The organism is Pseudomonas sp. HOU2, assembly GCF_040729435.1.
GTDB lineage: Bacteria > Pseudomonadota > Gammaproteobacteria > Pseudomonadales > Pseudomonadaceae > Aquipseudomonas.
In genome coordinates this window covers 2,430,183-2,456,815 of record NZ_CP160398.1, presented here as the reverse complement: position 1 = coordinate 2,456,815, position 26,633 = coordinate 2,430,183, and the positions used below count along the sequence as shown (strand labels likewise).

23 protein-coding genes are annotated in these 26,633 nt (G+C 62.0%); 11 read left to right on the top strand and 12 right to left on the bottom strand.

The window, feature by feature from the left end; genetic code table 11:
- Window positions 1–41 precede the first annotated feature (41 nt).
- A complete protein-coding gene (gene miaB, locus ABV589_RS11030) occupies window positions 42–1,370 on the bottom strand; it encodes a tRNA (N6-isopentenyl adenosine(37)-C2)-methylthiotransferase MiaB (RefSeq protein WP_064589373.1) in 1,329 nt (442 codons plus the stop codon).
- Between the two features lie 133 nt (window positions 1,371–1,503).
- Between miaB and ABV589_RS11025 the strand changes: the two genes are divergently transcribed.
- Entirely contained in the window at window positions 1,504–1,833 is a 330-nt protein-coding gene (locus tag ABV589_RS11025; RefSeq protein ID WP_003185742.1) for a DUF1820 family protein, read from the top strand.
- Between the two features lie 166 nt (window positions 1,834–1,999).
- Here ABV589_RS11025 and ABV589_RS11020 read toward each other — a convergent pair whose 3' ends face one another.
- The 4 genes from ABV589_RS11020 to ABV589_RS11005 all read right to left on the bottom strand — a co-directional run bounded on the left by ABV589_RS11020 (window position 2,000) and on the right by ABV589_RS11005 (window position 5,518).
- Window positions 2,000–2,554: a tetratricopeptide repeat protein gene (locus ABV589_RS11020; protein ID WP_003228518.1), complete on the bottom strand. Its 555-nt coding sequence runs from the start codon at window positions 2,552–2,554 to the stop codon at window positions 2,000–2,002.
- 225 nt (window positions 2,555–2,779) lie between these two features.
- On the bottom strand, window positions 2,780–4,063 hold the full coding sequence (gene hemL / locus ABV589_RS11015) for a glutamate-1-semialdehyde 2,1-aminomutase (protein WP_329695785.1): 1,284 nt from the start codon (window positions 4,061–4,063) through the stop codon (window positions 2,780–2,782).
- 15 nt (window positions 4,064–4,078) lie between these two features.
- Window positions 4,079–4,702, bottom strand: coding sequence for a thiamine phosphate synthase (gene thiE / locus ABV589_RS11010; protein WP_367085827.1), 624 nt, complete (start codon window positions 4,700–4,702; stop codon window positions 4,079–4,081).
- 18 nt (window positions 4,703–4,720) lie between these two features.
- A complete protein-coding gene (locus ABV589_RS11005) occupies window positions 4,721–5,518 on the bottom strand; it encodes a hydroxymethylpyrimidine/phosphomethylpyrimidine kinase (protein WP_007960553.1) in 798 nt (265 codons plus the stop codon).
- A gap of 440 nt (window positions 5,519–5,958) precedes the next feature.
- Between ABV589_RS11005 and ABV589_RS11000 the strand changes: the two genes are divergently transcribed.
- From ABV589_RS11000 to ABV589_RS10985, 4 genes are all read left to right on the top strand, one after another.
- Entirely contained in the window at window positions 5,959–8,313 is a 2,355-nt protein-coding gene (locus ABV589_RS11000; RefSeq protein ID WP_367085826.1) for a 7TM diverse intracellular signaling domain-containing protein, read from the top strand.
- 97 nt (window positions 8,314–8,410) lie between these two features.
- Window positions 8,411–10,060 (top strand): acyl-CoA dehydrogenase family protein, encoded by a 1,650-nt coding sequence (locus ABV589_RS10995; RefSeq protein ID WP_367085825.1) that lies wholly within the window; start codon window positions 8,411–8,413, stop codon window positions 10,058–10,060.
- A gap of 192 nt (window positions 10,061–10,252) precedes the next feature.
- Window positions 10,253–11,752 (top strand): AMP nucleosidase, encoded by a 1,500-nt coding sequence (gene amn / locus ABV589_RS10990; protein WP_177434769.1) that lies wholly within the window; start codon window positions 10,253–10,255, stop codon window positions 11,750–11,752.
- Window positions 11,753–11,824: 72 nt separating this feature from the next.
- Window positions 11,825–12,460 (top strand): pseudouridine synthase, encoded by a 636-nt coding sequence (locus tag ABV589_RS10985; protein ID WP_367085824.1) that lies wholly within the window; start codon window positions 11,825–11,827, stop codon window positions 12,458–12,460.
- On the opposite strand, the gene ABV589_RS10980 is transcribed toward ABV589_RS10985, so the two are convergent.
- Window positions 12,455–12,664, bottom strand: coding sequence for a DUF2788 domain-containing protein (locus ABV589_RS10980; protein WP_003228500.1), 210 nt, complete (start codon window positions 12,662–12,664; stop codon window positions 12,455–12,457). The two genes, ABV589_RS10985 and ABV589_RS10980, sit on opposite strands and share 6 nt — an antisense overlap.
- Window positions 12,665–12,893: 229 nt before the next feature.
- Complete coding sequence (locus ABV589_RS10975) at window positions 12,894–13,373, bottom strand: Lrp/AsnC family transcriptional regulator (protein ID WP_007909658.1); 480 nt, start codon at window positions 13,371–13,373, stop codon at window positions 12,894–12,896.
- A 454-nt stretch (window positions 13,374–13,827) separates the two neighbouring features.
- Between ABV589_RS10975 and ABV589_RS10970 the strand changes: the two genes are divergently transcribed.
- Entirely contained in the window at window positions 13,828–14,868 is a 1,041-nt protein-coding gene (locus ABV589_RS10970) for a DUF6515 family protein (RefSeq protein ID WP_367085823.1), read from the top strand.
- Here ABV589_RS10970 and ABV589_RS10965 read toward each other — a convergent pair.
- Window positions 14,862–15,770, bottom strand: a complete 909-nt coding sequence (locus ABV589_RS10965) for a cation diffusion facilitator family transporter (protein WP_041065074.1) — start codon at window positions 15,768–15,770, stop codon at window positions 14,862–14,864. The two genes, ABV589_RS10970 and ABV589_RS10965, sit on opposite strands and share 7 nt — an antisense overlap.
- Window positions 15,771–15,779: 9 nt before the next feature.
- On the bottom strand, window positions 15,780–16,199 hold the full coding sequence (locus tag ABV589_RS10960; protein ID WP_025108718.1) for a hypothetical protein: 420 nt from the start codon (window positions 16,197–16,199) through the stop codon (window positions 15,780–15,782).
- A gap of 109 nt (window positions 16,200–16,308) precedes the next feature.
- On the opposite strand from ABV589_RS10960, the gene hrpB reads away from it, so the two are divergent.
- Window positions 16,309–18,828, top strand: a complete 2,520-nt coding sequence (gene hrpB, locus ABV589_RS10955; RefSeq protein ID WP_367085822.1) for an ATP-dependent helicase HrpB — start codon at window positions 16,309–16,311, stop codon at window positions 18,826–18,828.
- A gap of 87 nt (window positions 18,829–18,915) precedes the next feature.
- On the opposite strand, the gene ABV589_RS10950 is transcribed toward hrpB, so the two are convergent.
- A complete protein-coding gene (locus ABV589_RS10950) occupies window positions 18,916–19,830 on the bottom strand; it encodes a LysR family transcriptional regulator (RefSeq protein WP_367085821.1) in 915 nt (304 codons plus the stop codon).
- A gap of 222 nt (window positions 19,831–20,052) precedes the next feature.
- Between ABV589_RS10950 and ABV589_RS10945 the strand changes: the two genes are divergently transcribed.
- The 4 genes from ABV589_RS10945 to ABV589_RS10930 all read left to right on the top strand — a co-directional run bounded on the left by ABV589_RS10945 (window position 20,053) and on the right by ABV589_RS10930 (window position 24,545).
- Entirely contained in the window at window positions 20,053–21,543 is a 1,491-nt protein-coding gene (locus tag ABV589_RS10945; RefSeq protein ID WP_367085820.1) for an aldehyde dehydrogenase, read from the top strand.
- Between the two features lie 378 nt (window positions 21,544–21,921).
- The gene (locus ABV589_RS10940; protein WP_047602567.1) at window positions 21,922–22,908 is read left to right on the top strand and encodes an ABC transporter substrate-binding protein; all 987 of its coding nucleotides are present in this window, start codon (window positions 21,922–21,924) and stop codon (window positions 22,906–22,908) included.
- A 9-nt stretch (window positions 22,909–22,917) separates the two neighbouring features.
- Window positions 22,918–23,721, top strand: coding sequence for an ABC transporter permease (locus ABV589_RS10935; protein WP_108590011.1), 804 nt, complete (start codon window positions 22,918–22,920; stop codon window positions 23,719–23,721).
- On the top strand, window positions 23,709–24,545 hold the full coding sequence (locus ABV589_RS10930; RefSeq protein WP_367085819.1) for an ABC transporter ATP-binding protein: 837 nt from the start codon (window positions 23,709–23,711) through the stop codon (window positions 24,543–24,545). Before ABV589_RS10935 ends, ABV589_RS10930 begins: the two co-directional genes overlap by 13 nt.
- A 121-nt stretch (window positions 24,546–24,666) precedes the next feature.
- Here ABV589_RS10930 and ABV589_RS10925 read toward each other — a convergent pair whose 3' ends face one another.
- Window positions 24,667–25,746, bottom strand: a complete 1,080-nt coding sequence (locus ABV589_RS10925; RefSeq protein ID WP_367085818.1) for an endonuclease/exonuclease/phosphatase family protein — start codon at window positions 25,744–25,746, stop codon at window positions 24,667–24,669.
- A 74-nt stretch (window positions 25,747–25,820) separates the two neighbouring features.
- Window positions 25,821–26,495 carry a YciC family protein gene (locus tag ABV589_RS10920; RefSeq protein ID WP_367085817.1) on the bottom strand — a complete coding sequence of 225 codons (675 nt, stop codon included), beginning with the start codon at window positions 26,493–26,495 and terminating at the stop codon, window positions 25,821–25,823.
- Window positions 26,496–26,633: the final 138 nt, after the last annotated feature.

Below are 26,633 nucleotides of genomic sequence, written 5' to 3'. Positions count from 1 at the left end.
CAAGCCAGCTCCCACAGGTTTCTCTGTGCTTCTGATATCTATTACTGGATCAGCGAGCCGCGCAGCGAGTGCGGTTGCGCGGCGTCGATGTGCACGTCGGCGAACTGGCCGATCAGGGTCGGATTATCGCAGCGGAAGTTGACGATACGATTATTCTCGGTGCGCCCTTGCAGCTCGCCCGGGTCTTTCTTCGAGTAGTCGGTGACCAGAATGCGCTGGATCGAACCGACCATTTGTCGGCTGATCTCGAACCCTTGCTGATTCAGACGATGTTGCAAGGCGTTCAGGCGTTCTTTCTTCAGCTCTTCCGGGGTGTCGTCGGCCAGATCGGCCGCCGGGGTGCCCGGGCGCTGGCTGTAGACGAACGAGTAGGAGAAGTCGAAGCCGACATCGGCAATCAGCTTCATGGTCTGTTCGAAGTCTTTTTCGGTCTCGCCGGGGAAGCCAACGATGAAGTCCGAGCTGATGCAGATGCCCGGCACGGCGGCGCGGAGTTTGCGCAGCTTGGATTTGTACTCCAGCGCGGTGTGGTTGCGCTTCATCGCCGCGAGGATCCGGTCGGAACCCGATTGCACCGGCAAGTGCAGGTGTTTGACCAGCTCCGGCACTTCGGCGTGGGCCTGGATCAGGCTGTCGGAGAACTCCAGCGGGTGCGAAGTGGTGTAGCGAATACGGTCGATGCCATCGACGGCGGCGACCACGCGGATCAGCTCGGCCAGATCGGCCAGGCGACCGTCATGAGTCGTACCGCGATAACCGTTGACGTTCTGCCCGAGCAGGGTCACTTCGCGCACGCCGTTTTCAGCGAGGTGAATGATCTCGGCGATCACGTCATCGAACGGCCGGCTGACTTCTTCGCCACGGGTGTAAGGCACTACGCAGAACGTGCAGTACTTGCTGCAACCTTCCATCACCGACACGTAGGCGCTCGGGCCATCGATGCGTGGCTCGGGCAAATGGTCGAATTTTTCGATTTCCGGGAATGAGACGTCGACTTGCGGCAGCTTGCTGCTGCGTGCGGCGTCGATCATTTCCGGCAGGCGGTGCAGGGTTTGCGGGCCGAAGACCACATCGACGTACGGCGCGCGATCACGGATCGCCGCGCCTTCCTGGCTGGCCACGCAACCACCGACGGCGATCACCATGTCCGGGTTCGCCAGTTTCAGTTCGCGCCAGCGGCCCAGCTGCGAGTACACCCGATCCTGGGCGCGCTCGCGGATCGAGCAGGTGTTGAGCAGAATCACGTCAGCGTCTTCGGCGCGGGCGGTGACTTCCAGGGCCTGATGTTCGCCCAGCAGATCGACCATGCGCGAGCTGTCGTACTCGTTCATCTGGCAACCGTGGGTTTCGATGTAAAGCTTCTTGGCCATGGAGTAAGGTCGTCACCTGATTCAAAGAACCGCGCATTATAGGGAACAAGCCCTCAGGTTCCTACCGCTGTGCGTCCGGCGGCTATGCTATAGTTTGCGCCCTCATTTTTATCCCCGATGTTATCCCCCCGCCATGACCAAACGCGAAGCTCCAATCTATAAGGTGATTTTCCTCAACCAGGGCCAGGTGTTCGAAATGTACGCCAAGCAGATCTATCAAAGTGATCTGTGGGGTTTTCTGGAAGTGGAAGAGTTCGTCTTTGGCGAGCGCACGCAAGTGGTGGTCGATCCGAGCGAAGAGAAGCTCAAGGCGCAGTTCGAAGGCGTGGTGCGCAGCTTTGTGCCGATGCATTCGATCGTGCGCATCGACGAGGTAGAGCGTCTGGGCACCCCGAAAATCAGCGAAGCCCGCGGCGCAGTCGGCAATGTGATGCCGTTTCCGATGCCGATGCCTGAGAAGTAACAGCAGATTCTGGATAGGAGTGAGTTTGTGGCGAGGGAGCTTGCTCCCGCTCGGCTGCGCAGCAGTCGCAGTATCAGGCTCTGTGGTGTATCAGGAAAAAAGTGCTTGCAGGGTTTAGGGCTGCTTCGCAACCCAGCGGGAGCAAGCTCCCTCGCCACAAAAGCCCTTATGGCAAAGGCGAAAACGGCGTACGCCCATCGGCGCTCTGCAGTTCCATCAAGTATTTACGGAAAATTTGCCCTAGCACCTGGGTCGCGGTTTCGAGGTCTTCGCGGGACATTTTTTCGGAGACTTCGTCAGCGGTGTCCAGCGCATCTTCGGCGCCGTTGACCGCGGCCATCTTCAGCACGATGTAGGCCTGAATGTTGTTGGCCTGCACGCCTTCACCGTGGAAGAACATGGTGCCGAGCTTGAACTGCGCCTGAGCGTGGCCTTGCAACGAGGCCTTTTCGAAATAGCTCAGGGCTTGATTGAGGTCGCGTGGCGCATTCTTGCCGTCGTAGTAGAACTCACCCAACTCGTATTGCGCTTGCGCATCCCCTTCGTCCGCCGCTTTCTGGCAGGCGGCCAGTGCCTGCGTGACGTCTTGCGGCTGAGTGTTGAGGGTGCAACGACCCATCGCCGGGATCAACAACGAGTTGCCGCCTGCTTGTGCATGCGCGAGCAGGGGCTGAAGGAGCAACAGGCAGCCCAAGGCAAGGGTGCGGCCGGTGCGGTTCATGGGAATCGACTTACCTCTGAAGGGCACGCGGACCCATCGAGGGATCCAATAAGCGCGCATTATGAAATAAGCAGGGCCAACCTTACAAAGTCTTTACTCGTTTTTCTGCTGCGCGGGGAATATATCGGCCACTTTCCGGCGGATTCTTAGCAGAGGCGTGGGAAAAAGTGCGTAGGTGTAGGTGAAAGCTGACGCTGGCCATGGCCAACGTCAGCGCTACGGCGATTACTTCAGTGCAGCGAAGGCACGTTCGGCAGCGTCCAGGGTGATTTTCAGCTCGGCTTCGCCGTGGGCGATCGAGGTGAAACCGGCTTCGAATGCACTCGGCGCCAGATAAACGCCGCCTTCCAGCATCAGGTGGAAGAAGCGACCAAACAGTGCTGCGTCGCTGGCCATCACGTCTTCGAAGGTGACGATGTCGTCGGCACCGCTGAAGTACAGACCGAACATGCCGCCGGCCTGAGTGGTCACGAACGGAATACCCGCCGCATCGGCGCGTTGTTGCAGACCGTCGAGCAGGCGCGTGGTGTAGTCGGTCAGCTCGGCATGGAAACCCGGACGGCTGATCAGACGCAGCGTGGTCAGACCGGCGGCCATCGCCAGCGGGTTACCCGACAGGGTGCCGGCCTGGTACACCGGGCCCAGCGGCGCGATGCGTTCCATGATTTCGCGCTTGCCGCCGAAGCAGCCGACCGGCATGCCGCCGCCGATGATCTTGCCGAAGGTGGTCAGATCCGGGGTTACGCCGTAGTACGCCTGGGCACCGCCGAGGGCAACACGGAAACCGGTCATCACTTCGTCGAAAATCAGCACCACGCCGTGCTTGTCGCACAGCGCGCGCAGGCCTTCGAGGAAACCCGGCGCCGGCGGTACGCAGTTCATGTTGCCCGCGACTGGCTCGACGATAATGCACGCCACGTCCTGACCGACTTCGGCGAGCATCTTCTCAACCGCGTCGATGTCGTTGAACGGCAGGGTCAGGGTGTGTTTGGCGAATGCTGCCGGTACACCGGCGGAGCTTGGCACGCCCTGGGTCAGCGCGCCGGAGCCGGCCTTGACCAGCAGGCTGTCGGAGTGACCGTGGTAACAGCCTTCGAACTTGATGATGCTGTCACGACCGGTGTAGCCACGGGCCAGACGAATCGCGCTCATGGTCGCTTCGGTGCCGGAGCTGACCATGCGCACCATGTCCATCGACGGCACCAGCGAGCAGACCAGGTCGGCCATCTCGGTTTCCATTGCGGTCGGCGCGCCGTAGGACAGGCCGTGTTGCAGTTGATTGCGCACCGCGTCGAGCACGTCCGGGTGGCTGTGGCCGAGGATCATCGGCCCCCACGAACCGACGTAATCCACATAACGCTTGTCGTCTTCGTCAGTAACGTAGGCGCCTTCGGCATGCTTGAAAAACAGCGGTGTGCCGCCCACGCTCTTGAACGCGCGAACCGGCGAGTTCACGCCACCGGGAATGTGTTTCTGGGCATTGGCAAACAGGGTTTCGGAACGAGACATGATCGGGCTCTCAAATCAGATTTTCAGAAGTTCGTTGAAGGCGCGGGCGCGGCGGGTCACTTCGGCGGTGCTTTCGGCACCGAATAAACCGTGGACCACCGCCAGCAGGTCGACCCCATGGGCCACCAGCGGCGCGGCGTTGTCGAGGGTGATGCCGCCAATCGCGCAGACCGGCAGGTGCAGCTTGCGTTTGGCCTCGTCGAGCAGATCGAGGCTGCAGCTCGGTGCGCCGGGTTTGGTGTTGGAGTTGAAGAAGCGACCGAAGGCGACATAGCTCGCGCCTTCTTTGGCGGCCTGTTCAGCCAGTTCGAGCTGCGCATGGCAGGTCGACCCGATGATGGCTTTGGAGCCGAGCAGGGCGCGGGTCGGCGACAGCGGGCCGTCGGTCTGCCCCAGGTGCACGCCGACGTTGAGGCGCGCGGCCAGTTCGGCGTCATCGTTGATGATCAACTGCGTCTTGTAGCGCTCGCACAGATCACGCAGGGCTTCGGCCTCGCGCAGGCGGCGGGCCTCGTCGCTGCTTTTGTCGCGGTATTGCAGCAGGGTGACGCCGCCTTCCAGCGCCGCCTCCACGTAGGACAGAAACTTGCCCGCCAGCAGCGTGCTGTCGGTGATGGCGTACAGGCCACGGAGTTTCATCAGGCAGACCTCACGACGTTACGAGCAAAAGTCCAGCGGCAGGCGACGCGGCACGAACTGGCCTTTGCCCAGTTGTTCGGCATCGCGCAGGGTGCGCCAGGTGTAATCCAGTGCCGTACGCACGGCGCTGGCGAGGTTTTCACCCTGGGCCAGCCGACCGGCCAGTGCGCTGGCCAGCGTGCAGCCGGAGCCGTGATAACTGCCCGGCAAACGCTGGCAATAAAAGGTTTCCCGCAGGCCGTCACGGCTGTACAGGCGATTGTGGATTTCAGTTTCGTCGCCATGGCCGCCGGTGATCAGCAGGTTTTTGACGAACGGCAGGAGTTTTTCCGCGCACTCGTCCGCAGTGCCTTCGGGCAATTCGGCGAGGATTCGGGCTTCGGGAAGGTTGGGGGTGGCAATGATCGACAGCGGCAGCAGACGCTCGCGCATCGCGTAACCGACTTCGTCCTTGCCCAGGCGTCCGCCGCCGCCGGCACGCAGCACCGGGTCGCAGACCACTGGCAGGTGCGGGTGCGCCGAAAGCAGTTCGACCACGGTGTCGACCATTTCCAGCGAACCGAGCATGCCCAGTTTGACCGCTGCGACTTCGGAGTCGTTGAGCACGGCATTGGCCTGGGCCAGTACCCACTCACGGTCGAGGACGCGGAAGTCAGTGACGTTGACGGTGTCTTGCACGGTCAGGGCGGTGACGGCCGGAGCCGCATGGCAACCCTGCGCGAGCAAGGCTTCGATATCTGCCTGCAAGCCGGCGCCACCACTGGGGTCGTGGCCGGAGAGACAGAGGACAACGGGGCGGGAGCTGTAGATATTCATGGTGCGCGAGCTTACCACCAAAGCTGATTTTGGGGTTCAGTCCTGACGGTGTTTGCGAGCAGATTGTCGGACAACGCTGCAGCTACCATTGTGGCGAGGGAGCTTGCTCCCGCTGGGTTGCGAAGCAGCCCCTGCATTTATTCAGGCACAGCGCATTTACAGGTTTTACGACTGCTGCGCAGCCGAGCGGGAGCAAGCTCCCTCGCCACAAAAGCGGATCGCAATGATTGAGTTGACCAACTCAACAGCTCTAGCCCGCAGCTTTGCTCTGAAACGCCCGTTCTAGAGCCTTTGTGGGAAAAATTTCGATGGTGCTTAATGGCCATCAACGGCTATGCTAGTCTGGATCCAAACCAATAACAGGTAATACCGGTTTTACGTCTACTCAAAGGGAATGGGGGGCTTCCTGACACAACCGGACGAGCCACGCTGGGGCTTCAATGCGCTATTTGCTGATGTTGCTGTTCTGCTTGCCCCTCCTCGCAAGCGCCGTCGAGTTCGACGAAAATACCCAGAGCCTGCCCCTGGGTCGCTCCCTGCAAGTGTTCGAAGACCCGAGCGGTCAGGCGAACATCGCCGACGTCCGCGCTCAAGCGGCGGCGGGCAATTTCAAACCCCACGACAAAGCCACGCTCAATGCCGGTTACTCGCGTTCGGCGTTCTGGCTGAAGATCGACCTGCATTACCGTCCGAACAACCCGGCCGCGCAACGCACCTGGCTGTTGGAGCTGGCGTATCCGCCGCTCGATCACCTCGACCTTTATATGGCCGATGCCAATGGCGACTATCGGCTGATCCGGCAGACCGGCGACGCCTTGCCCTTCGCCAGTCGCGAGATCCGCCAGAACAATTACCTGTTCGACCTGACCTTCACCCCTGACCAGCAAAAAACCGTGTATTTGCGCCTGGCCAGTGAAGGCTCGATCCAGGCACCGGTGACGCTATGGTCGAGCACCGCGTACCTCGAGGATCAACCGGTGCGCCTGTATGTGCTGGGGATCATTTATGGCGTGCTGCTGGGGATGCTGGTCTACAACCTGTTCATCTACCTGAGCGTGCGCGACACCAGCTACCTCTATTACATCTTCTACATCGCCTCGTTCGGCCTCTATCAACTGTCGGTGAACGGCGCGGCGGTCGAGTATTTCTGGCCGGACAACCCGTGGTGGGCCAATGCCGCCACACCGTTTTTCATCGGTTGCGCGGGGCTGTTCGGCAGTCAGTTCGCCCGCAGTTTCCTGCAGACCCGAACCCACAGCCGCTGGCTCGACTACCTGCTGATCGCCCTGATCGCGTTCGGTGCGCTGGTGGTCGGGTTGTCGCTGATGACTAGTTACGCGTTGTCGCTGCGCCTGGCGACCCTGCTGGCGCTGGTGTTCACAGTGGTGATTTTCGCCGCCGGGATCCTCGCCTGGTGGCGCGGATTGCGGGTGGCGCGTTACTTCATCATTGCCTGGTCGGCGTTCCTGCTCGGCGGCATCGTCAATACGCTGATGGTGCTGGGCCTGCTGCCGAACGTGTTCCTGACCATGTACGCCAGCCAGATCGGTTCGGCGATTGAAGTGGCGCTGCTGTCGCTGGCGCTGGCCGACCGCATCAACGCGATGCGCGAGCAGCAGGCGCAAACCCTGTTCGATGCCGGGCAGAAACTCGAAGTGCTCAACCAGCAACTGGCCCACAGCAACAAGCTCAAGGATGAATTCCTCGCGACCCTGACCCACGAATTGCGCACGCCGATGAACGGGGTGATCGGTTCGCTGGAGCTGATGCAGACCGTCGAGCTGGAGCCTGAACTGGAGCAATACCAGCAAACCGCCGCAGGTTCCGCCCGGGACATGATGCGCATGGTCAACGGCATCCTCACCCTTACCGAATTGCAGGCCGGCAAGCTCAAGGCGACGCCGGGCAGCTTCAGCCTGCGCGCGGTGGTCGAGGCCTTGCGCGTGCAGTTCGACGGCAACGCGGCGAGCAAGTCGCTGGACTTCAAGGTCGAAGTGCTGCCGACCCTGCCGGACCGCTTGCATGGCGACAGCGCCAAACTGGCGCAGTGCCTGGAGTGCCTGCTGGACAACGCGATCAAGTTCACCCGGGTCGGCGGCCTGGCGCTGCGGGTCACCGGCAAACCGGCGGCGGACAACCGCTTGGCCCTGTCGTTTGCAGTGATCGACACCGGCATCGGTTTCACCGATCTGGGTGAGGCGACGATGTATCAGCGCTTCTTCCAGCTTGACGGCTCGATGACCCGCGAATATGGCGGCCTTGGCGTGGGGCTGGCGATCTGTCGGCAACTGGTCGAACTGCTCGGCGGCAAGCTGACTCACCGTTCCGAGCCGGGGCGCGGCAGCCGTTTTCAGCTGGACGTCGAATTCGAGTTGCCGGCGGTCGAACCCGCGCCAATCCCCGAACCTTCGCGAGATAGCGCACGCGCACCGCAGGACTGCACGGTGTTGCTGGTGGACGACAACAGCGTCAATCAACTGGTGATGCGCGGCATGCTGCTCAAGCTCGGTTTCCGTGTGCGCACGGCGGACAACGGCGCGGCGGCACTCGACTGCCTGCAACGGGAAACCTTCGACGCGGTGCTGATCGATTGCCAGTTGCCTTCTCACGAAGGGGCGTCCTTGTGCTGCCAGATCCATGCGCTGCCGGGCTGCGCCAATCTGCCGGTGTTCATGCTGGCGCTGGGCACGGATCGCGAGCACTGCGCGCCGGGTACGCGCATCGATTACCTGAACAAACCGGTGAAATTCGAAGACCTGCAGACGGCGCTGGAGCGTCGGGTACTTAGCGCCTGACAGGGTGAAAGCGCCGACAGTTCGGCGCATATGACACTTTGATCAGCCACGGGCCGGTGCTTAACTGAATCCCTTGGCTGACCAAAGGAGCCCCGTCATGAACCTGCATCAGTTCGCCGAAACCCACGAAGTCACCAACCAGCCACCGTCGCTGGATGGCGCCAACCTGTACCGCATCGACCTGCCATTGCAGGAGTGGTCGCGCCGCTTTGGTGCTGGGTGGGCCGAGGCGCGGATCGATGCCTACGGTGCCCTGGCCGGCGGGCCGTTGATGGAGGCCGGGTTCCTTGCCAATCAGAACAAACCGCTGTTCAACAGCCACGACCGCTACGGTCATCGCATCGATCTGGTGGAATTCCATCCGGCCTATCACGAGCTGATGCGCACCGCGATCGAACATGGCCTGACTTCATTGCCATGGGCGCATCCGCAGGACGGCGCGCATGTCGCCCGAGCCTCAATGAGCTATTTGCACAGCCAGGCCGAGGCCGGTAGCGGTTGCCCGTTGACCATGACCTTCGCCAGCGTTCCGGCCATGCGTTTGCAACCGGATCTGGCCGAGCTGTGGCTGCCGAAAATACTCGCCACCGAATACGACCCGCGCAACGTCGGCATGGCGCACAAGGCCGGCGTGACCATCGGCATGGCAATGACCGAGAAACAGGGCGGCACCGATGTGCGGGCCAACACCACCAAGGCTTATCCGGTCGGCGCCAGTGGGCCGGGCCAGGCCTATGAACTGGTCGGGCACAAGTGGTTTTGCTCGGCGCCGATGTGCGATGCGTTCCTGACGCTGGCGCAGACCGACAAGGGCCTGACCTGCTTTTTGCTGCCGCGCCATCGCCCCGACGACACACGCAATCAGTTCTACATCCAGCGCCTGAAAAACAAACTCGGCAACCAGTCCAATGCCTCCAGCGAAGTGGAGTTCCGTGGCGCTTTGGCGTGGATGGTCGGCGAAGAGGGGCGCGGTGTACCGACCATCATCGAGATGGTGGCGATGACCCGTTTCGATTGCATGGTCGGCTCCAGTTCGCTGATGCGTCAGGCGCTGACCCAGGCCAGCCATCACTGCGCGCACCGTTCGGTCGGCGGCAAGCTGCTCAGCGAGCAACCGTTGATGCAGAACGTGTTGGCCGATCTGGCGCTGGAAAGCGAGGCCGCGCTGGCGTTGAGCCTGCGCATGGGCAAGGCGCTGGATCATCTGCAGGATTCGCAGGAAGCCAGATTCGCCCGGCTGGTGACCGCGGTGGGCAAATACTGGATCTGCAAACGTGCCCCCGGAATGATCAATGAAGCTGCCGAATGCATGGGCGGCGCGGGGTATGTCGAGGAGAGCATCCTGCCACGGCTGTATCGCGAGGCGCCGGTCAACTCGACGTGGGAAGGCTCGGGCAACGTGCAGTGCCTGGACGTGTTGCGTGCGCTGTCGAAAGAGCCGGGCGTGCTCGATGCGCTGTTCAGCGAGTTGGGCGACGGCCATGGCGACAAGCGCTTGGCCGCGCATATTCAGCAGCTGCAGGCGCAGTTCAAGGACACCAGCGATATTCAGTATCGGGCGCGGCAACTCACCGAAGACATCGCGCTCGGTTTGCAGGCCAAGCTGTTGCTGGAGGCCGGTAATTCGACCGTCAGCGATGCGTTTATTGCCAGCCGGCTGAGCGGTGGCGGCCGGGTCTACGGTGCGTTGCCGCGTGGCCTGGACGTCGAAGCCATCGTCGCCCGCTCAACCCCCCAGGGTTTCTGACCCCGGTCCCTCGAACACTGCAAAACCCGGTGGGAGCTGGCTTGCCAGCGATGGCGACCTGTCAGTCAACATTGATATTGAATGTGCCGGCCTCATCGCTGGCAAGCCAGCTCCCACTGGGATTCGCTTTGTTTGAAAGATTTGGGTACAGCCACAACGCCACTGTTCCCGTGACGCGATGTTGCAGGCAAGATGAAGCTCTGCAAGTCAGAACACAGGAAGCTGATCGTGACCGAAGCGTTTATTGTCGTTCAAACCGCCGAACAAGCCGTGGATCGTCTGGCCGAGCTGCATGAGCGGGCCACCACTGCGCTGAACTCGGCGCTCAAGCGGTATCTCAAGGATCGCGTCGAGCCTGACGCCGAACAGCGTGCCCTGTTTCGTTATCCCGAACTGCGTCTGACCTACCTGTGTCAGGGCGAGGTCCCGCAGACCACCCGCGCCTACGCCAAGGTGCAACTGCCGGGCACCTACAGCGTCACCGTCACCCATCCCAAGGCGTTTCGCAAATACCTGCTGGAACAACTGGTGCCGTTGATGCACGACTTCACCGTGACCGTGGAAGTCGGCGTCAGTCAGCAGAACATTCCATACCCGTACGTGGTCGAGCAGGGCGATGAACTGGCCGGCTCCGGCGTTACCGCTGCGGTGCTGGCGCGGGTGTTCCCGAGTACCGACCTGTCCGCTGCCACCGATGGCATTGCCGACGGTCTCTACGATTGGGAAAACACCGACCCGCTGCCACTGGCGCTGTTCGACGCCGCACGGGTCGACTTCTCCCTGCGTCGTCTGGTGCATTACACCGGCAGCGACTGGCGCCATGTGCAGCCGTGGATCCTGCTGACCAACTATCACCGCTACGTCGACCAGTTTATCGTTCATGGCCTGGAGCAACTGCGCAATGACCCGCGTTTCGTGCGCATGGTCCTGCCGGGTAACGTGATCATCGAGAAGGGCATGGATCACGGCGAAGCCTCGGCGATTGCCGCTGGCGTGGTCTGGCACCGCTACCAGATGCCGGCCTATCACCTGATCGCCAATGACGGCCACGGTGTGACCCTGGTCAATATCGGCGTCGGCCCGTCCAACGCCAAGAACATCACTGACCACCTGGCGGTGTTGCGTCCGCATTGCTGGCTGATGATCGGTCACTGCGGCGGCCTGCGTCAGTCGCAGACCATTGGCGACTATGTGCTGGCTCACGCCTACATGCGTCGCGACGGGATTCTCGACCGCGTGGTGCCGCCGAACATTCCGATCCCGGCGCTGGCCGAGGTGCAACTGGCGCTGCAGCAAGCCGCGGCCAATATCACTGGCGAGAAGGGCGAGGAGCTGAAAAAGCGTCTGCGTACCGGTACCGTGCTGACCTACGACGACCGCAACTGGGAACTGCGCTGGGCGCAGGAACGTCCGCTGATCAACCTGTCCCGCGCCGTGGCGGTGGACATGGAAAGCGGCACCATCGCCGCACAGGGTTATCGCCTGCGGGTGCCGTACGGCACGTTGCTCTGCGTTTCGGACAAACCGCTGCACAGTGAAATCAAGCTGCCGGGCTCGGCCAACGCGTTCTACGAGCGCGCGGTCAGCCAGCACTTGAAGATCGGTATCGAAGCGGTGGACCTGCTGCGCACCGAACTCAACTCGCTGCACTCGCGCAAACTGCGCAGCTTCGACGAGCCGCCGTTCCGCTAACGGTTAGTCGTGGTCATTTGACGGTCGGGGCACTAGCATTAGCAGCCCTGACCGTTAGATGTTCTTTTCGCCATGTCCCGTCCCCCGCGTCCACCTTCCCGCCGTCCAGGCGCAAAGCCTCAGTCGTCCTCACCGCGCCGTGTCGCCAAGGCGCCGCCGGCCGAGCCGAAGTTGATCCTGTTCAACAAACCGTTCGATGTGCTGACGCAGTTCAGCGACGAAGGCGGGCGGGCGACGCTCAAGGATTTCATCGAGATACCCGGCATCTATCCGGCCGGACGCCTTGATCGCGACAGCGAAGGTTTGCTGCTGCTGACCAACGACGGCCAGTTGCAGGCGCGGATTGCCGACCCGAAACACAAGTTGCCCAAGACGTACTGGGTGCAGGTCGAGGGCGAGCCGACCGCCGAGCAACTGCAGCAACTGCGCGACGGTGTTGAATTAAACGACGGCATGACCCTGCCCGCCGAGGCGCGGCAACTGGACGAGCCTGAGTTGTGGCCACGCAATCCGCCGGTTCGCTTTCGCAAAAGCGTGCCGACCAGTTGGCTGGAGCTGGTGATTCGTGAAGGGCGCAACCGTCAGGTGCGGCGGATGACCGCTGCGGTGGGGCTGCCGACGTTGCGGCTGGTGCGGGTACGGATTGGCGACTGGACGCTAGAAGGGCTTGATCAGGGCCAGTGGAAGGAAGTGCCGGCGCGGCTATAGAGCGCCGGATTCGATCAGGCCGATCACCACACTCTTGATGATGAACGCGGCCACGCCCAGGCCCAGCACGAAGAACAGAATGAACGAGCCGAAACGCCCGGCCTTGGACTTCTTCGCCAGATCCCAGACGATGAAACCCATGAAAATGATCAGGATGCTGACCAGGCCAGTCATCATCCACTCTTCGAATACTGCAGGATCCATCGGGCATCTCCGGCGCGCACAGGGCTGAAAGGGCTGGGCGATTATACGCCTGGGGTGGCTGGGGACGCATTGATCTGCGTCGGTGCGCCGCACCTCTACCACACGTGCCCCTGTAGGAGCTGCCGAAGGCTGCGATCTTTTGATCTTGATCTTGATCTTGAAAAGCAAGATCAAAAGATCGTCCGATCGCGGCCCGAGCCTTCGGCAGCTCCTACAGGGGGACTGCGGGTTAGCTGCGCAGATGCGTCAGCGGCAGTTCGGTGCTGTTGAGCACCTGATTCAGCACAAAACTGGAGCGCACGCTGGTCACCCCCTCAATTCGGGTCAGATGCCCCAGCAACAGCTTCTGATAGTGATCCATGTCCGGCACCACCACTTTCAACTGATAGTCGGCATCCACACCCGTCACCAGGCTGCATTCCAGCACCTGCGGCAAGGTGCGGATCGCCGCTTCGAAATTCTCGAAACGCTCCGGGGTGTGGCGGTCCATGCCGATCAGTACGTAGGCGGTCAGGCTCAGGCCGAGCATCTTGCGATCGAGCAGGGCGACCTGGCGCGAGATGTAGCCGTCGTCCTCCAGTTGCTTGACCCGGCGTGAGCAGGGGGAGGGCGACAGACCGATGCGCTCGGCCAGTTCCTGGTTGGAGATGCGGGCGTCGCGCTGCAATTCCGCCAAAATGCTCAGGTCGTAACGGTCGAGTTTGCTCATGAATCAGTCCTTGGTTGTAACTATTGCGGCGGATTATCTATCCAGGGTTAAAAATTGCGCAAGCAGTGTTTATTTGAGCAATCTTCGCAATCCTCTGTCGCGCCTTGCGGCCTATTCTTATCACCAGAATCACTGCTCGGTAACACAGTCCACTGCGGCCCGCCCAATCAGGCCCGCCGCGGCCGCCACCCCCACCGGGGATGTGCCGGCCCCCGAGCTGCACACTGTCCAGAAGACGGCGTGAGGTGAGCCGACGTCAAAAGCGTCGAGCCAGGACGAAGTTCTCTGAAGGGAGGCCGACGGGTCTCCCTTTTTCTTGTCTGCGATTTTTGTGCCTCGATGCACAGCCTTCCTCAATAAATAAGTTTCGTGACTGATAACCTGTCGCAGAACCCGGTGTGCGTATCCCCGGTCTTAGTTACAAGCCCTCTTAATACCCGCAGTGAGGAAAAGCATGAAGTCGCGCATCTGGCGTCTGGCCGGTGTTGGTTTGCTGTGTGTGAGCGTCGGTGCGCAAGCGCTGGCCGACGAGCCACAGAATCGTGGCCCCGAGAATAACGGGCACGGCGGTGAGCATCAGGGCAATCAGGGTCGTGGCGGCGATCATCAGCCCCGCGGGCAGAACAATCCGCCGCCGCAAAATCAGCCGCGGCCGCAGAACAACGAAATCATTCGGGGCGACAACAGCCGCCAGTTCGAACACAACGGCCAGCAGCACAACAACGGCCAGTGGCAGAACCAGAACCGCGCGCCCAATCAGCCTGCACCGGTGCATCAGGCGCCACCGTCGAACAACCTGCCGATCCAGCCACGGCCCGACACCGTGCGCCAGACTCAGGAACCGCGCCAGGGTTACTACCGCGACGAGCGGCCGCAGAATAGTTACCACAACCAGCAATGGCAAACCGGCAACCGGCCCAATGACAATCGCTGGCCGGGTCGCCCGGACGGGCATGGCAACGGTTGGGGTCCAGGCCCGCAATACCGCCCGGGGCATGTGATCGATCGTTTCCCGGATCGCGAATACCGCGTGCCGTATCGCGGCCAGGATTACTTCTATTCCGGCGGCTACTGGTATCGCCCGCAAGGCCCGCGCTACATCGTCGTGCAGCCGCCACGGGGGATTCGCACTCACTACCTGCCGGACTACGCCCGTGAAGTGTGGATCGGCGGTGCGCTGCTGTTCCTCGCTGCCGGCTCCTACTATGCCTACGAGGAAGCCACTCAGGATTACGTCGTGGTCGAACCGCCGGTGCAGCAACCGCCGCCACCGCAGCCGCAATCCCAGGGCTATGACGTCGAGGCCTACCCGGCCAACGGTCAGTCGCCGGAACAGGTGCAGCAGGACGGTTACCAGTGCTACCAATACGCCGTGCAGCAGAGCGGTTTCGATCCGCGTACCGCGACCTATCAACCGGCGCCTGAAGTGGTGCAGGCCTACCGTCAGGCTCAGGGCAATTGCCTGAGCAGTCGCGGTTATCAGGTGTCTTACTGAAGCCGGGTTTGCGCCCGCTCGGTCTTGACCACTTCCTGCGGGTCGGCGTGCACCAGCACCTCGGCTCGCGGGTAGGCGGCGTGAATCGCATCGGCCGCCTGATCGCTGATGCCGTGAGCCACTGACAGGGTCAGTTCGCCCGGCAATTCCAGATGCAACTGCACAAACCAGTGGTTGCCCGAGATCCGCGTGCGCAAATCATGCGCGCCCAATACGCCGGGTACGCCGCAGGCCAGTTCGAGCATGTGCTGACTGACGTCCGTCGGCAGCTCTTCATCCATCAGCACCGAAAAACTTTCCCGGGCGATCTGGATCGCGCTCCACAAAATGTACCCGGCAATCCCCAGACCGAACCATGCGTCCAACTGATGAAAGCCCATGCCGGCGAGAATCAGCGCAATCAGAATGCTGCCGTTGAGCAGCATGTCCGAACGGTAATGCAGCGAGTCGGCGCGTACGGCGTTGGAGCCGGTCTGCTTGATCACCCGGTGTTGCAGCGTCAGCAACGCCGCGGTCAGCAGCAGCGAGAACACGATCACGCCGATGCTCAGCCACGGCGCGCCGAGCGGCTCCGGTTGCTTGATGCGTTCATACGCCTGGAACGCAATCAGCACCGCACTGCCACCGATGAACAGCGCCTGCGCCATGCCCGCCAGCGATTCGGCCTTGCCGTGGCCGTAACGGTGATCGTCATCGGCCGGGCGCAGCGCGTAATGCACCGCCAGCAGGTTGAGCAGCGAAGTGACGCCATCCAGCGCCGAGTCGGTGAGGCCGGCGAGCATGCTCACCGAACCGCTCAGCCACCAGGCGATGGCCTTGGCGATGATCAGCGTGCAGGCCACCGCCACCGAAGCGCGGGTTGCCAGCCGCAGCAGGCGGGCGTGTTCGGGGCTGGTGGTCATGTGATTTCCTTAAGCGGCGGGTTGCAGGCCAAACATCGCCAGTTGTTGCGTGCTGCCCTTGTGCTGGATCAGGCGCGGATCGTCCAGCGGCAGGTTGCGGCCCAGTTCAGTTTCGAGAATAGCCTGCAACTTGAGGTTATCGACCTGACCGTCCGGGCCGATGGCTTGTTTGAGTTTGGCCGGATCGACCTGAGCGGTGTGGCCCGGTTCGAAATAGATCGCGCCAGTGGTGAAGTCGACCGCGAAAGCGATCAGCCCGGGAATGACGTAGAACAGCAGGCCCACGGCGTCGAGCACGGCAATCGCCGGGTCGATCTTGCCATCGATCTGCCCGCGACGATCGGGGTAGAAAATCGAGCCGCAGGCCGTGAGTTGAGTGAGCAGGGTGGCGACCAGTACACCGCCAATCAGGCGAGAAGGTAAACGCATGGAAAATCTCCTGAGTCATCTATTAACGAAGCTTCGTCTTGTGAAGTTAAGACCCTGACAAACGCCTGGCAGTTCGCCGTTATACTCGCGCCTCTGTTTGGGAGCCAGCATGATTTCTTTGCCGATCGATGAAGTTTTACCCGCCCTGCGTGAAGCGTTGGCGACACGCCACGAAGCCGTGCTCGAAGCACCGCCGGGCGCCGGTAAAACCACCCGCGTGCCTCTGGCCTTGCTCGATGAAGCGTGGCTGGCCGGGCAGACCATTCTGATGCTCGAACCACGGCGTCTCGCCGCGCGCGCAGCCGCGGAACGTCTGGCCAGCGAACTGGGCGAGAAGGTCGGTGAAACCGTCGGCTATCGCATCCGCCTCGACAGCAAGGTCGGCCCCAAGACCCGTATCGAAGTGGTCACCGAAGGCATTCTCACCCGGCGTCTGCAGGATGATCCGGCGCTGGAAGGCGTCGGTCTGCTGATCTTCGACGAATTTCACGAACGCAGTCTTGATGCCGATCTGGCCTTGGCCCTGAGTTTGAACGGTCGTGAACTGTTTCGAGCTGAACAGCCGCTGAAGATTCTGCTGATGTCCGCCACGCTGGAAGGCGAGCGGCTGGCCGGGTTGCTGGATGACGCGCCGATCCTGCGCAGCGAAGGGCGCATGTACCCGGTGACGATGCGCTGGGGCCGGCCGTTCCAGCCCGGCGAGTACATCGACCAGCGCGTGACCCAGACTGTCCTCGAAGCCCTGCACGATGAAACCGGCAGCCTGTTGGTGTTCTTGCCCGGTCAGGCGGAAATCCGTCGCGTGCATCAGCAGCTGAGCGATGCCATCGGCGAGCGTAAAGACGTATTGCTCTGCCCGTTGCACGGTGAACTCGACCTGAATGCCCAGCGCGCCGCCATCGACCCGGCACCGGTCGGCCAGCGCAAAGTGGTGCTGGCGACCAACATCGCCGAGACCAGCCTGACCATCAACGGCGTGCGCGTGGTGATCGACGCCGGGCTGGCGCGGGTGCCGCGTTTCGACCCGGGCAGCGGCATGACCCGTCTCGATACTCAGCGCATTTCCAGGGCCAGCGCCACCCAACGTGCGGGCCGGGCGGGGCGACTGGAGCCGGGTGTGTGTTACCGCTTGTGGTCGCAGGATCAGCACGAGCAACTCGCCGCTTACGGCAGTGCGGAAATTCTGTCGGCGGATCTGGCGAGTCTGGCGCTGCAACTCGGACGCTGGGGCGTGACGCCGGGGGAACTGGTGTGGCTCGATGTTCCGCCGGCAGCGGCTTATGCACAGGCGCAGGACTTGTTGCAGCGCCTGGGCGCACTCGAAGGCGAGGCGCTGACCGCGCACGGTCAGGCCATGGCCGAGTTGCCGGCGCATCCGCGCATCGCGCATCTGTTGCTGCGCGGTCAGGCGCTGGGGCTGGCGAACATGGCCTGTGACGTCGCGGCACTGCTCGGCGAGCGCGATATCCTGCGCGGTGCCGGTGCGGATCTGCACAGCCGCCTGGTGCTGCTCTCCGGCGAGGAACGCGCATCGCGCGGTGCTCAGGGCGGCGTGCAGCGCGCCCGGCAACTGGCGCGGCAATATCGCGGTTACCTGCGTGGCAAGGCCAGCGCGCCGGTCAGCGATCCCGAACACCCGCGCTGGCTCGGTGCGCTGCTGGCGCTGGCTTACCCGGATCGTGTCGCCCAACAGCGGCGTGCCGGTGGCGCCGAATATCGTCTGGCCAATGGTCGCGCTGCACTGTTCGCCGAAGCCGACAGCCTGATGAAGGAGCCGTGGATTGTGATTGCTGATCTCGGCAGTCGTCAGGGCCAGCGTGAAGAACGGATTTACCTGGCGGCGGATTTCGATCCGGCGCTGTTCGATTCGGTGCTCGCCGAGCAGGTGCATAACGTCGATCAACTGGACTGGGACGAACGCGAAGGCGTGTTGCGCGCCGAGCGCCAGCGCAAGGTTGGCGAGCTGATCCTCAGCCGTGAACCGTTGACCGGTCTCGACGAAGCGGCGCGCAGTCAGGCGCTGGTCAATCTGGTGCGGCGCAAGGGGCTGGAGTTGCTGCCGTGGACGCCGGAGTTGCGTCAGTGGCAGGCGCGTGTCGCGTTGCTGCGACAACTGGATCTGAACGCCCAGGCCGAAAGCCATTGGCCGGATGTCAGCGACGCGACGTTGCTCAAAACCCTGGAAGAATGGTTGATGCCTTACCTGGGTAAAGTCTCGCGACTGAGTCATTTCGCCAATCTGGACCTGTCGAGCATCGTGCGCAATCTGCTGCCGTGGCCGTTGCCGCAGAAGCTTGATGAGCTGGCGCCGCATCACATCAGTGTGCCGTCGGGGTCATCGATTCGTCTGGATTACAGCGAGTTTCCGCCGATTCTCGCGGTGCGTTTGCAGGAATTGTTCGGCCTGGCCGAGACGCCACGGATTGCCGGCGGACGGCAAGTGGTCAAGTTGCACTTGTTGTCCCCGGCACGGCGGCCGGTGCAGGTGACGCAGGATCTGGCCAACTTCTGGCGCAGCACCTATGCCGAGGTGAAGAAGGATTTGAAGGGGCGATATCCGAAGCATTATTGGCCGGATGATCCGTTGGTGGCCGAGGCCACGGCGCGGGCCAAGCCGCGCGGCACTTGAAGAGCAAAAGATCGCAGCCTGCGGCAGCTCCTACAGGATTTTTGCGCTCCCTCTGTAGGAGCTGCCGCAGGCTGCGATCTTTTGCTTCTAACTACGCGCCTTGCCCGTCAGTTGTTCCCGGCAATAATCGGCGAACAACTGCGCCGGTTTGGTCAGTTGCCCACGTTTGAGCCACGCCGCCACCAGCCCCGAACCGGTGACATCTTCAACAATGTCGACGCACACCACTTTCTTGCCGTCATAGGTGCATTCCGAGTGCGGCTTCGTCACCAGCACCGAGAAGCCGAACCCCTGGCCGACCATGCCGCGCACCATCTCGATCGACGGCGAGCTGAACTCGATGCGCGGGGTCAGACCGAGTTCTTCGAACAGGCTGACGAAGTAGGTTCGGCTCGGCTGCACGTCGAGCAGAATCATCGGTTCCAGACACAGATCGCGCAGCGACACTTGCTTGTACTGGGCAAAGCGATGATCGGCCGGTAACAGCGCATACGGCCGTTGCGCCGGCATCAGCGGTTCGGTCTGGATGGTGGCATCCAGTTCGTGTTCGTAAAGGATGACCAGATCGAACGTGCCCGAGGTCAGGCCTTGCACCAGTTCCTGCTGCTCGCCGTCGCGGATGCGGATTTTCACTCCTGGATACAACGCGGAAAACCCGGCGATCAACTGCGGCAGGTACAGCGGCGCAACCGTTTCGAAGCAGCCGATGTCGATCTGCCCGGCGACGATGTCGTTGTCGGCGAGGGCGTTCTGCTCGAACTCCCGGGCCATGCGCAACAGCTCCTGCGCCTTGCGAAAAAACCGTGCGCCGCTCGGCGTCAGGGACACGCCCTGGGCGTGATGGCGGATCAGCAGTTGCACGGCGAAGCTGTCTTCCAGACCTTTGATCGCCGTAGAGATCGCCGGTTGCGCGATGTACAGCTTGCGCGAGGCTTCGGCAACGCTGCCGCATTCGACGGTGGTGATGAAGTATTTCAGCTGACGCAAATTGTAGGCGGCCACGGCAAACCTCAGGACGAGCGGACTCGACTTCCAAGCAATTTGTGCGCCGCCGCGTCCGCTGCGCGACGATGTTTTTGTCCTTGAACAGTAGTCATCCACAGCGGTTTTGGGGAAACCGATTGAGCAGTTTTTTCATTGTCTGCGAAGACATTTTTACTAATTTTCGCCCGTCCGGGCCTGCGCCACCATCGACTGCACAATAACGTCCAAGGAGCATTCCTCGTGTTCGAACTTGCAGAGTGGCAGCGCCAGGCCGTTGCCTTGAAGTTTCCCGATCAAGCCGTGATCAACGGCCAGCATTGCGTTGCGCAATCGGGGCAGACCTTCGCCGCGATCAATCCTGCCACCGGCCGGTTGCTGGCCAATGTCGCCGCGTGTGGCGAGGCGGATGTGGACGCGGCGGTGTGCAACGCGCGACAAGTGTTCGAGGCCGGCACCTGGGCGCAACGCCCGCCCGCCGAGCGCAAACAGGTGCTGCTGCGTCTGGCCGATCTGCTGATAGAACATCGCGAAGAACTGGCCCTGCTCGATTCGCTGAACATGGGCAAACCGGTGATGGACGCTTACAACATCGACGTGCCGGGCGCCGCCGGGGTGTTTCGCTGGTACGCCGAAAGCATCGACAAACTCTACGACCAGATCGCCCCCGGCGCCGCCAATGTGCTGGCGACCATCACCCGCGAAGCACTGGGCGTGGTGGCTGCCGTGGTGCCGTGGAATTTTCCGTTGGACATGGCCGCGTGGAAGCTCGCGCCTGCGCTGGCGGCGGGTAACTCGGTGATCCTCAAGCCGGCCGAACAATCACCGTTTTCCGCATTGCGTTTGGCCGAGCTGGCGCTGGAAGCAGGACTGCCGGCGGGTGTGCTCAACGTCTTGCCGGGGCTGGGTGAACAGACCGGCAAAGCCTTGGGCCAGCACGCGGATGTCGATTGCCTGGTGTTCACCGGCTCGACCCAGGTCGGCAAATATTTCATGCAGTACTCGGCGCAATCCAACCTGAAACAAGTGTGGCTGGAGTGCGGCGGCAAGAGTGCCAATCTGGTGTTTGCCGATTGCAAGGATCTGGATCTGGCAGCGGAAAAAGCCGCGTTCGGGATCTTCTTCAATCAGGGCGAAGTGTGTTCGGCCAACTCGCGGTTGCTGGTCGAGCGTTCGATTCACGATGAGTTTGTCGAGCGCCTGAAGGCTCAGGCCGAACGCTGGCTGCCGGGTGATCCGCTCGACCCGCAAAGCCGTGCCGGGGCGATCGTCGATCAGCGGCAGACGGCGAGCATCCTGCGCGCCATTCGCAGTGCCGAGCAGGCGGGGGCGACCCTGGTGTGTGGTGGTCAGCAGCGGCGCTTCAATGGCTCGGACAACTTCATCGAACCGACGATTTTCACCGGCGTCAGTGCCGACATGCCGCTGTTTCGCGAAGAGGTGTTCGGCCCGGTACTGGCGGTGGTGCCATTCGATGATGAAGACGAGGCCGTGCGTCTTGCCAACGACAGTGTCTACGGGCTGGCGGCGTCGCTGTGGACCGATGATCTGCATCGCGCACACCGCGTGGCGCGGCGGCTGCTGGCCGGCACGGTGTCGGTGAATACCGTCGATGCGCTCGACGTGACCGTGCCGTTTGGTGGTGGCAAGCAATCAGGGTTCGGTCGCGACCTGTCGCTGCACTCGTTCGACAAATACACCCAGCTGAAAACCACCTGGTTTCAATTGCGCTGATACCGCGTAGATCCTATCGCTGGCAAGCCAGCTCCCACAGGTTTTTGTGGTGTCCACCAATTCCGGGTACACCAGCGATTACTGTGGGAGCTGGCTTGCCAGCGATGGCATTCTTCCAGGCAGTGAAAATTCCTGGCTTGCACCGATCGTGAGCATCCCCGCCAACCCCGCGCTTTCACGGTGCGCCCTAAGCAGTTTTTTCATCATTTGCTGCCAACAATTTCCTGATTTTCCTCGGCTCGCACATGGGCCACCATCGATCTCGCCAGCCCGATGTTTCACGCCAGAGTCCAGCAGAGACCGCAGCGTGAATTCACATCATCGGTGCCGGCCGTACTGCCCATGACAAAACTAAATCAACAGCGTCGGGAGTGCTCCATGATCAAGTCCTTGTGTATCCGTCTCACCCATCCTCTGGCAATCACCGCCCTGGCCGCCACGGTCGCGACCAGCGCGCAGGCCGGCACCTTGTCCATCGGCCATACCACCTGGGTTGGCTATGGCACGCTGTATCTGGCTCAGGATCTGGGCTACTTCAAGGAAAACGGCCTGACCGTCGAATTGCCGGTGGTCGAAGAAGCCTCGATGTACATGGCCGCCCAGGCTTCCGGGCAATTGTCCGGCTCGGCCTCGACCATCGACGAAGTGCTCAAGTACCGGCCGCAGTTCTGCTTCAAGGCCGTGGCAGCACTGGATGACAGCCACGGCGGCGACGGCGTGCTGGTGGGCAAGGATGTGAAGTCGCTGCAGGAACTCAAGGGCCAGGCCGTGGCCGTCAACGAAGGCTCGACTTCGCAGTTCTGGCTGTCGTACCTGCTGAAAAAGAACGGCATGAAAATGAGCGACATCACCGTGCAGAACATGACCGCTGACGATGCCGCCACCGCGTTCATCGCCGGTCGAGTGCCAGCCGCCGTGACCTGGGAACCGCACCTGTCGATGGTCCGCGACAAGCAGCAGGGCAAGGTGCTGATCGACAGCAGCAGCACGCCGGGGGTGATCGTCGATGTGGTGGCGCTTAATTGCAGCGTCATCGAAAAACAGCCGCAGGACGTCAAGGCGTTGGTCGCCGGTTTGTACAAGGCGGTCAAATACACCCAGGAACACCCGGACGAGGCCTACGCGATCATGGCCAAAGGCGTCGGCGGTTATCTCTCCGATCCGAAGGAACTGGCCGCTGCCGCCAAAGGTGTGCGTTTCTACGATCAGGCCATGAGCGAAAAACTTCTCGGCTCGCCGGGCAAACCGGGTGACAGCGCCGCGCTTATCAAACTCGCCAACGAGACCGCCAGCGAACTGCAAGGTAAACCCTACAACGTCAGCCACGACGAGTTGGTCGACAACCGTTTCGTCAGCCCGCTCTAGGAGGTCCGCATGTTCAAGCGCAAATCATGGCTGAGCCGCTGCCTGACGCCCAAGACCGGATTGCCGGTGCCAGTGGTGTGGAGCGCCAGCGGTCTGGCCTGGGTGTTGTTGGTCGGCCTGTGGGCCGGGTTGTCTTACGGCGGCATCGTCCCGGGGATGTTTTTGCCGACGCCCGGCGCGGTGGTTGAAGCCGCCGTGCGCCTGAGCCGCGACGGTACTCTTGGTACCCATGTGTGGGCCAGTGTCGAAGTGGTGATGGTCGGCTTCATTGTGTCGTCGCTGGTGGCGGTGCCGCTGGGGTTGTTAATGGGCAGCTTTCGCATCGTCCAGGCGTTCCTCGAACCGCTGGTCAATTTCATTCGCTACCTGCCGGTGACCTCGTTCGTGCCGCTGTTCATTCTGTGGATCGGCATCGGTCTGGAGCAGCGCGTGTCGGTGATCATCTTCGGCGTGTTCTTCCAGCAACTGGTGATGATCGCTGACGTCTCCAAAGGCATTTCCAAGGATCTGATCAACGCCTCCTACACCCTCGGCTCCAATCGCCGCGATGCGGTGTTGCATGTGATCGCCCCGGCCTCGGTGCCGGGCGTGCTCGACACCTTGCGCGTGACCATGGGTTGGGCATGGACCTATCTGGTGGTGGCCGAACTGGTCGCGGCGTCGAGTGGCCTCGGTTACCTGAGCCTGAAAGCCATGCGCGGCTTTCAGGTCGACGTGATTTTCCTCGCCATCGCGATCATCGGCCTGCTGGGTCTGGTCACCGATCAACTGTTCCGCTTTCTCCGCCTGAGGGTTGCCGCATGGGCTCAGTAACCGCCGCCAATCATCGCTTTACCGAACCGCGCGCTGCTGCGCCGCAGGCCGCCCCGCGCCTGCAAGTGGACAAGGTCAGCCTGCGTTACAAAAAGCCCGACGGCGGCACGTTTACCGCACTGGAACAGGTGTCGTTCGACGTGCCGGATCAGCAGTTCGCGGTGCTGGTCGGGCCGTCGGGCTGCGGCAAGTCGAGTCTGTTGTACCTGACTGCCGGCCTCGCCGAGCCGACCTCCGGCGAGATCTACGTCGGCGGTCAGCAAGTGCAGGGTCCGGGTGCTGATCGCGGCATGGTGTTCCAGAGCTACACGCTGTTTCCGTGGCTGACGGTGCGGCAGAACGTCGAGTTCGGCCTCAAGCGGCGCGGCATGCCGGCGGCGCGGCGCAAGGAAATTGTCGATTACTACGTCAATGAGGTCGGCCTCAGCGGCTTCGCCGACAGCTATGCCAAGCAACTCTCGGGCGGCATGATGCAGCGCGTGGCGATTGCCCGGGCGCTGGCCAATGATCCGCAGATCCTGCTGATGGACGAACCGTTCGGCGCGCTCGACAGCCAGACCCGTTTGCAGATGCAGCAGTTGCTGCTGCGGGTCTGGGGCAACAGCAAGAAGACCGTGCTATTCGTCACCCACGATATCGACGAGGCGATCCTGCTTGGCGACCGGGTCTATGTGATGGGCGCCAAACCGGGGCGGATCAAGCAGATCCTCGACGTGCCGATCGAACGTCCGCGCTCACTGGACATGGTCATGGAGCGTTCGTTTATCGAGATGAAGCGCGAGATTTTCGGCTTGCTGCATGACGACCTCGAGGAAGTCCATTGATCACATAAGCCTCCTGTAGGAGCTGCCGAAGGCTGCGATCTTTTGATCTTGTTTTTTAAGATCAAAAGATCGTCCGAACGCGGCCCGAACCTTCGGCAGCTCCTACAGGGGTAATTGGTGATCAGGGGGTGGCGGGCAGCAGGAACCGCGCAATCACCGGCAAGTGATCGGAAATGCGCAAGGCATCGTCCTGGCGCACCCTCGCTTCGACCCGTTTGATCTTCGGGCTGTAGAACAGATAGTCGACGGTGCGATCCGGGCCATTCAGGCCGGGGTCGTTGGGGTAGTGGGTCAGCCAGTGGGCGCGGTCGATGCCGCTGGCTTCGTTGTTGGTCGGGATCATCGGGTACTTGTCCCACAGCAGATGCAGGGCGCTGTCGATGGAGTAGGGCGTGCGCTGCTCGGCGGGCAGACGCTGATACTGGCCCAGCGGCAACAGGTTGAAGTCACCGCCGATCAGCCATGGCAGGCCCTGGCTTTCGTACTTGTCGAGCACCTTGGCCACCGCCGTCACTTGTGCCTGCAAGGTCTCGTCCGGTTGGCTGGCGCGATCCAGATGGGTGTTGAACACCGTCAGTTGCCCGCCGTCGCTCAGCGGCAGCTTGGTGGCGAGCAGGGCGTCCTTGGGTTCGAACTGGCGGGCGATGAAATTCGCCGGGGGTACCGGCAATTGCAGGCGTTCGGCGTGTTCGATGCGGTAACGGCTGAGGGTCGCCAGTTGCCGGCCAACGCTGCCGAAGATGTGCGGATCGGGAACGAAATCGGCCTTCCAGTCGAAGGCGTGGGTGCTGCAGGGGTAGAGGTCTGCCACCCGTTCCTGCAGCAATTTGAGCTGATTCTGATAGTCACTGGCCTTGGCACCGTCATCCAGCTCCTGCAACAACACCACGTCGGGCTGCTCGTCGCGAATCACCCGCGCCACTTCGTCGAGGCTGAAGGCCATGTCTTCCGGGGTGGGCGCTTCATCGGTGCCCTGGGCCAGATCGTTCCAGAACACGTAGCGCTTGCCCGCGAGGTACTGCACGTTCCAGGTCATGACTTTCAGCGCTTGCCCCGGCACCAGGGTCGGCGGCGTACCGCTGCAGGTAACGGGCAGTGTTTCGCGCGCGCCGGGGCGCCAGGTCAGGCTGTAGAGCAGCCCGCCAATCAGGGCGATGGCGAGCGCAATCAACAACAGGGTGTAGCGCAGTAGACGGGGCATGGCTCGGCTTATCGCGTTACAAAAGTGGCTCCGAGCATACCTGACCGCAGAGCCTTGGCCCAAGGGCCGTGAAGTCAGACCGCGCCGTTACGTTTGTCAGGCAATTCGCTGATCAGCATGAACAGGCGGAACAGCACCACGCTGGTGAACAGTTGCAGGAAACTGTGCGCGCTGTCGATCAGGACCGCGATCAGCGGATTCTGCGGGTCGGGGTACGCCGCCAGGGTCGCGCCCTTGAGCAGCCACAACGGCCCCATCACACACAGAATGCACAGCAGGATCCGCCAGAAATGCCCACGGGTCAGGCGCAGGCTTTCCTTCATCGCCTGCAACGGCCCCATGCCGCGCAACACCAACAGGTATTCAGCGAATGCGAGCATGACCATCAGCATCAGGCCCGGCAGGAAATACAGCGACAGCCCCAGCAGAATCAGCAAGGTATTGAGCGCCGTGAGCAGGGCGAAACGCGGCCACAGGCGCGCGGACATCGCCAGCAGATCGAGATTGCGCGGAGCTTCGCCACGGGTGCGGGCGTCGAGAAACAGGATCAGCGCGGCGGTGTACAGCGGATACACCAGCAGACCGACGACCACGCTGACGGCGGAGAAACTGTCCGGGTCGGTGACGTGATCCACCACTTGCTGCAGCGCCGCTTCAAAGATCACCAGCGGCAGGCACAGCTGCACGATGCTTGCCAGATGGCGTTTGAAAAAATACAGAGAGTCGCGCAGTACATCGAAGGCATTCATCAGTCGGTATCGCAGGTCGAAAACAGTGGCTCACTTTAACCGATGATGGGCGGGCCGACACAAACGTAAACATTCGGTAAAGGTCGTTGAAACATCCTGTCACTGCCTCCATTACAGAGGTGCGCCATGTCCACCGTG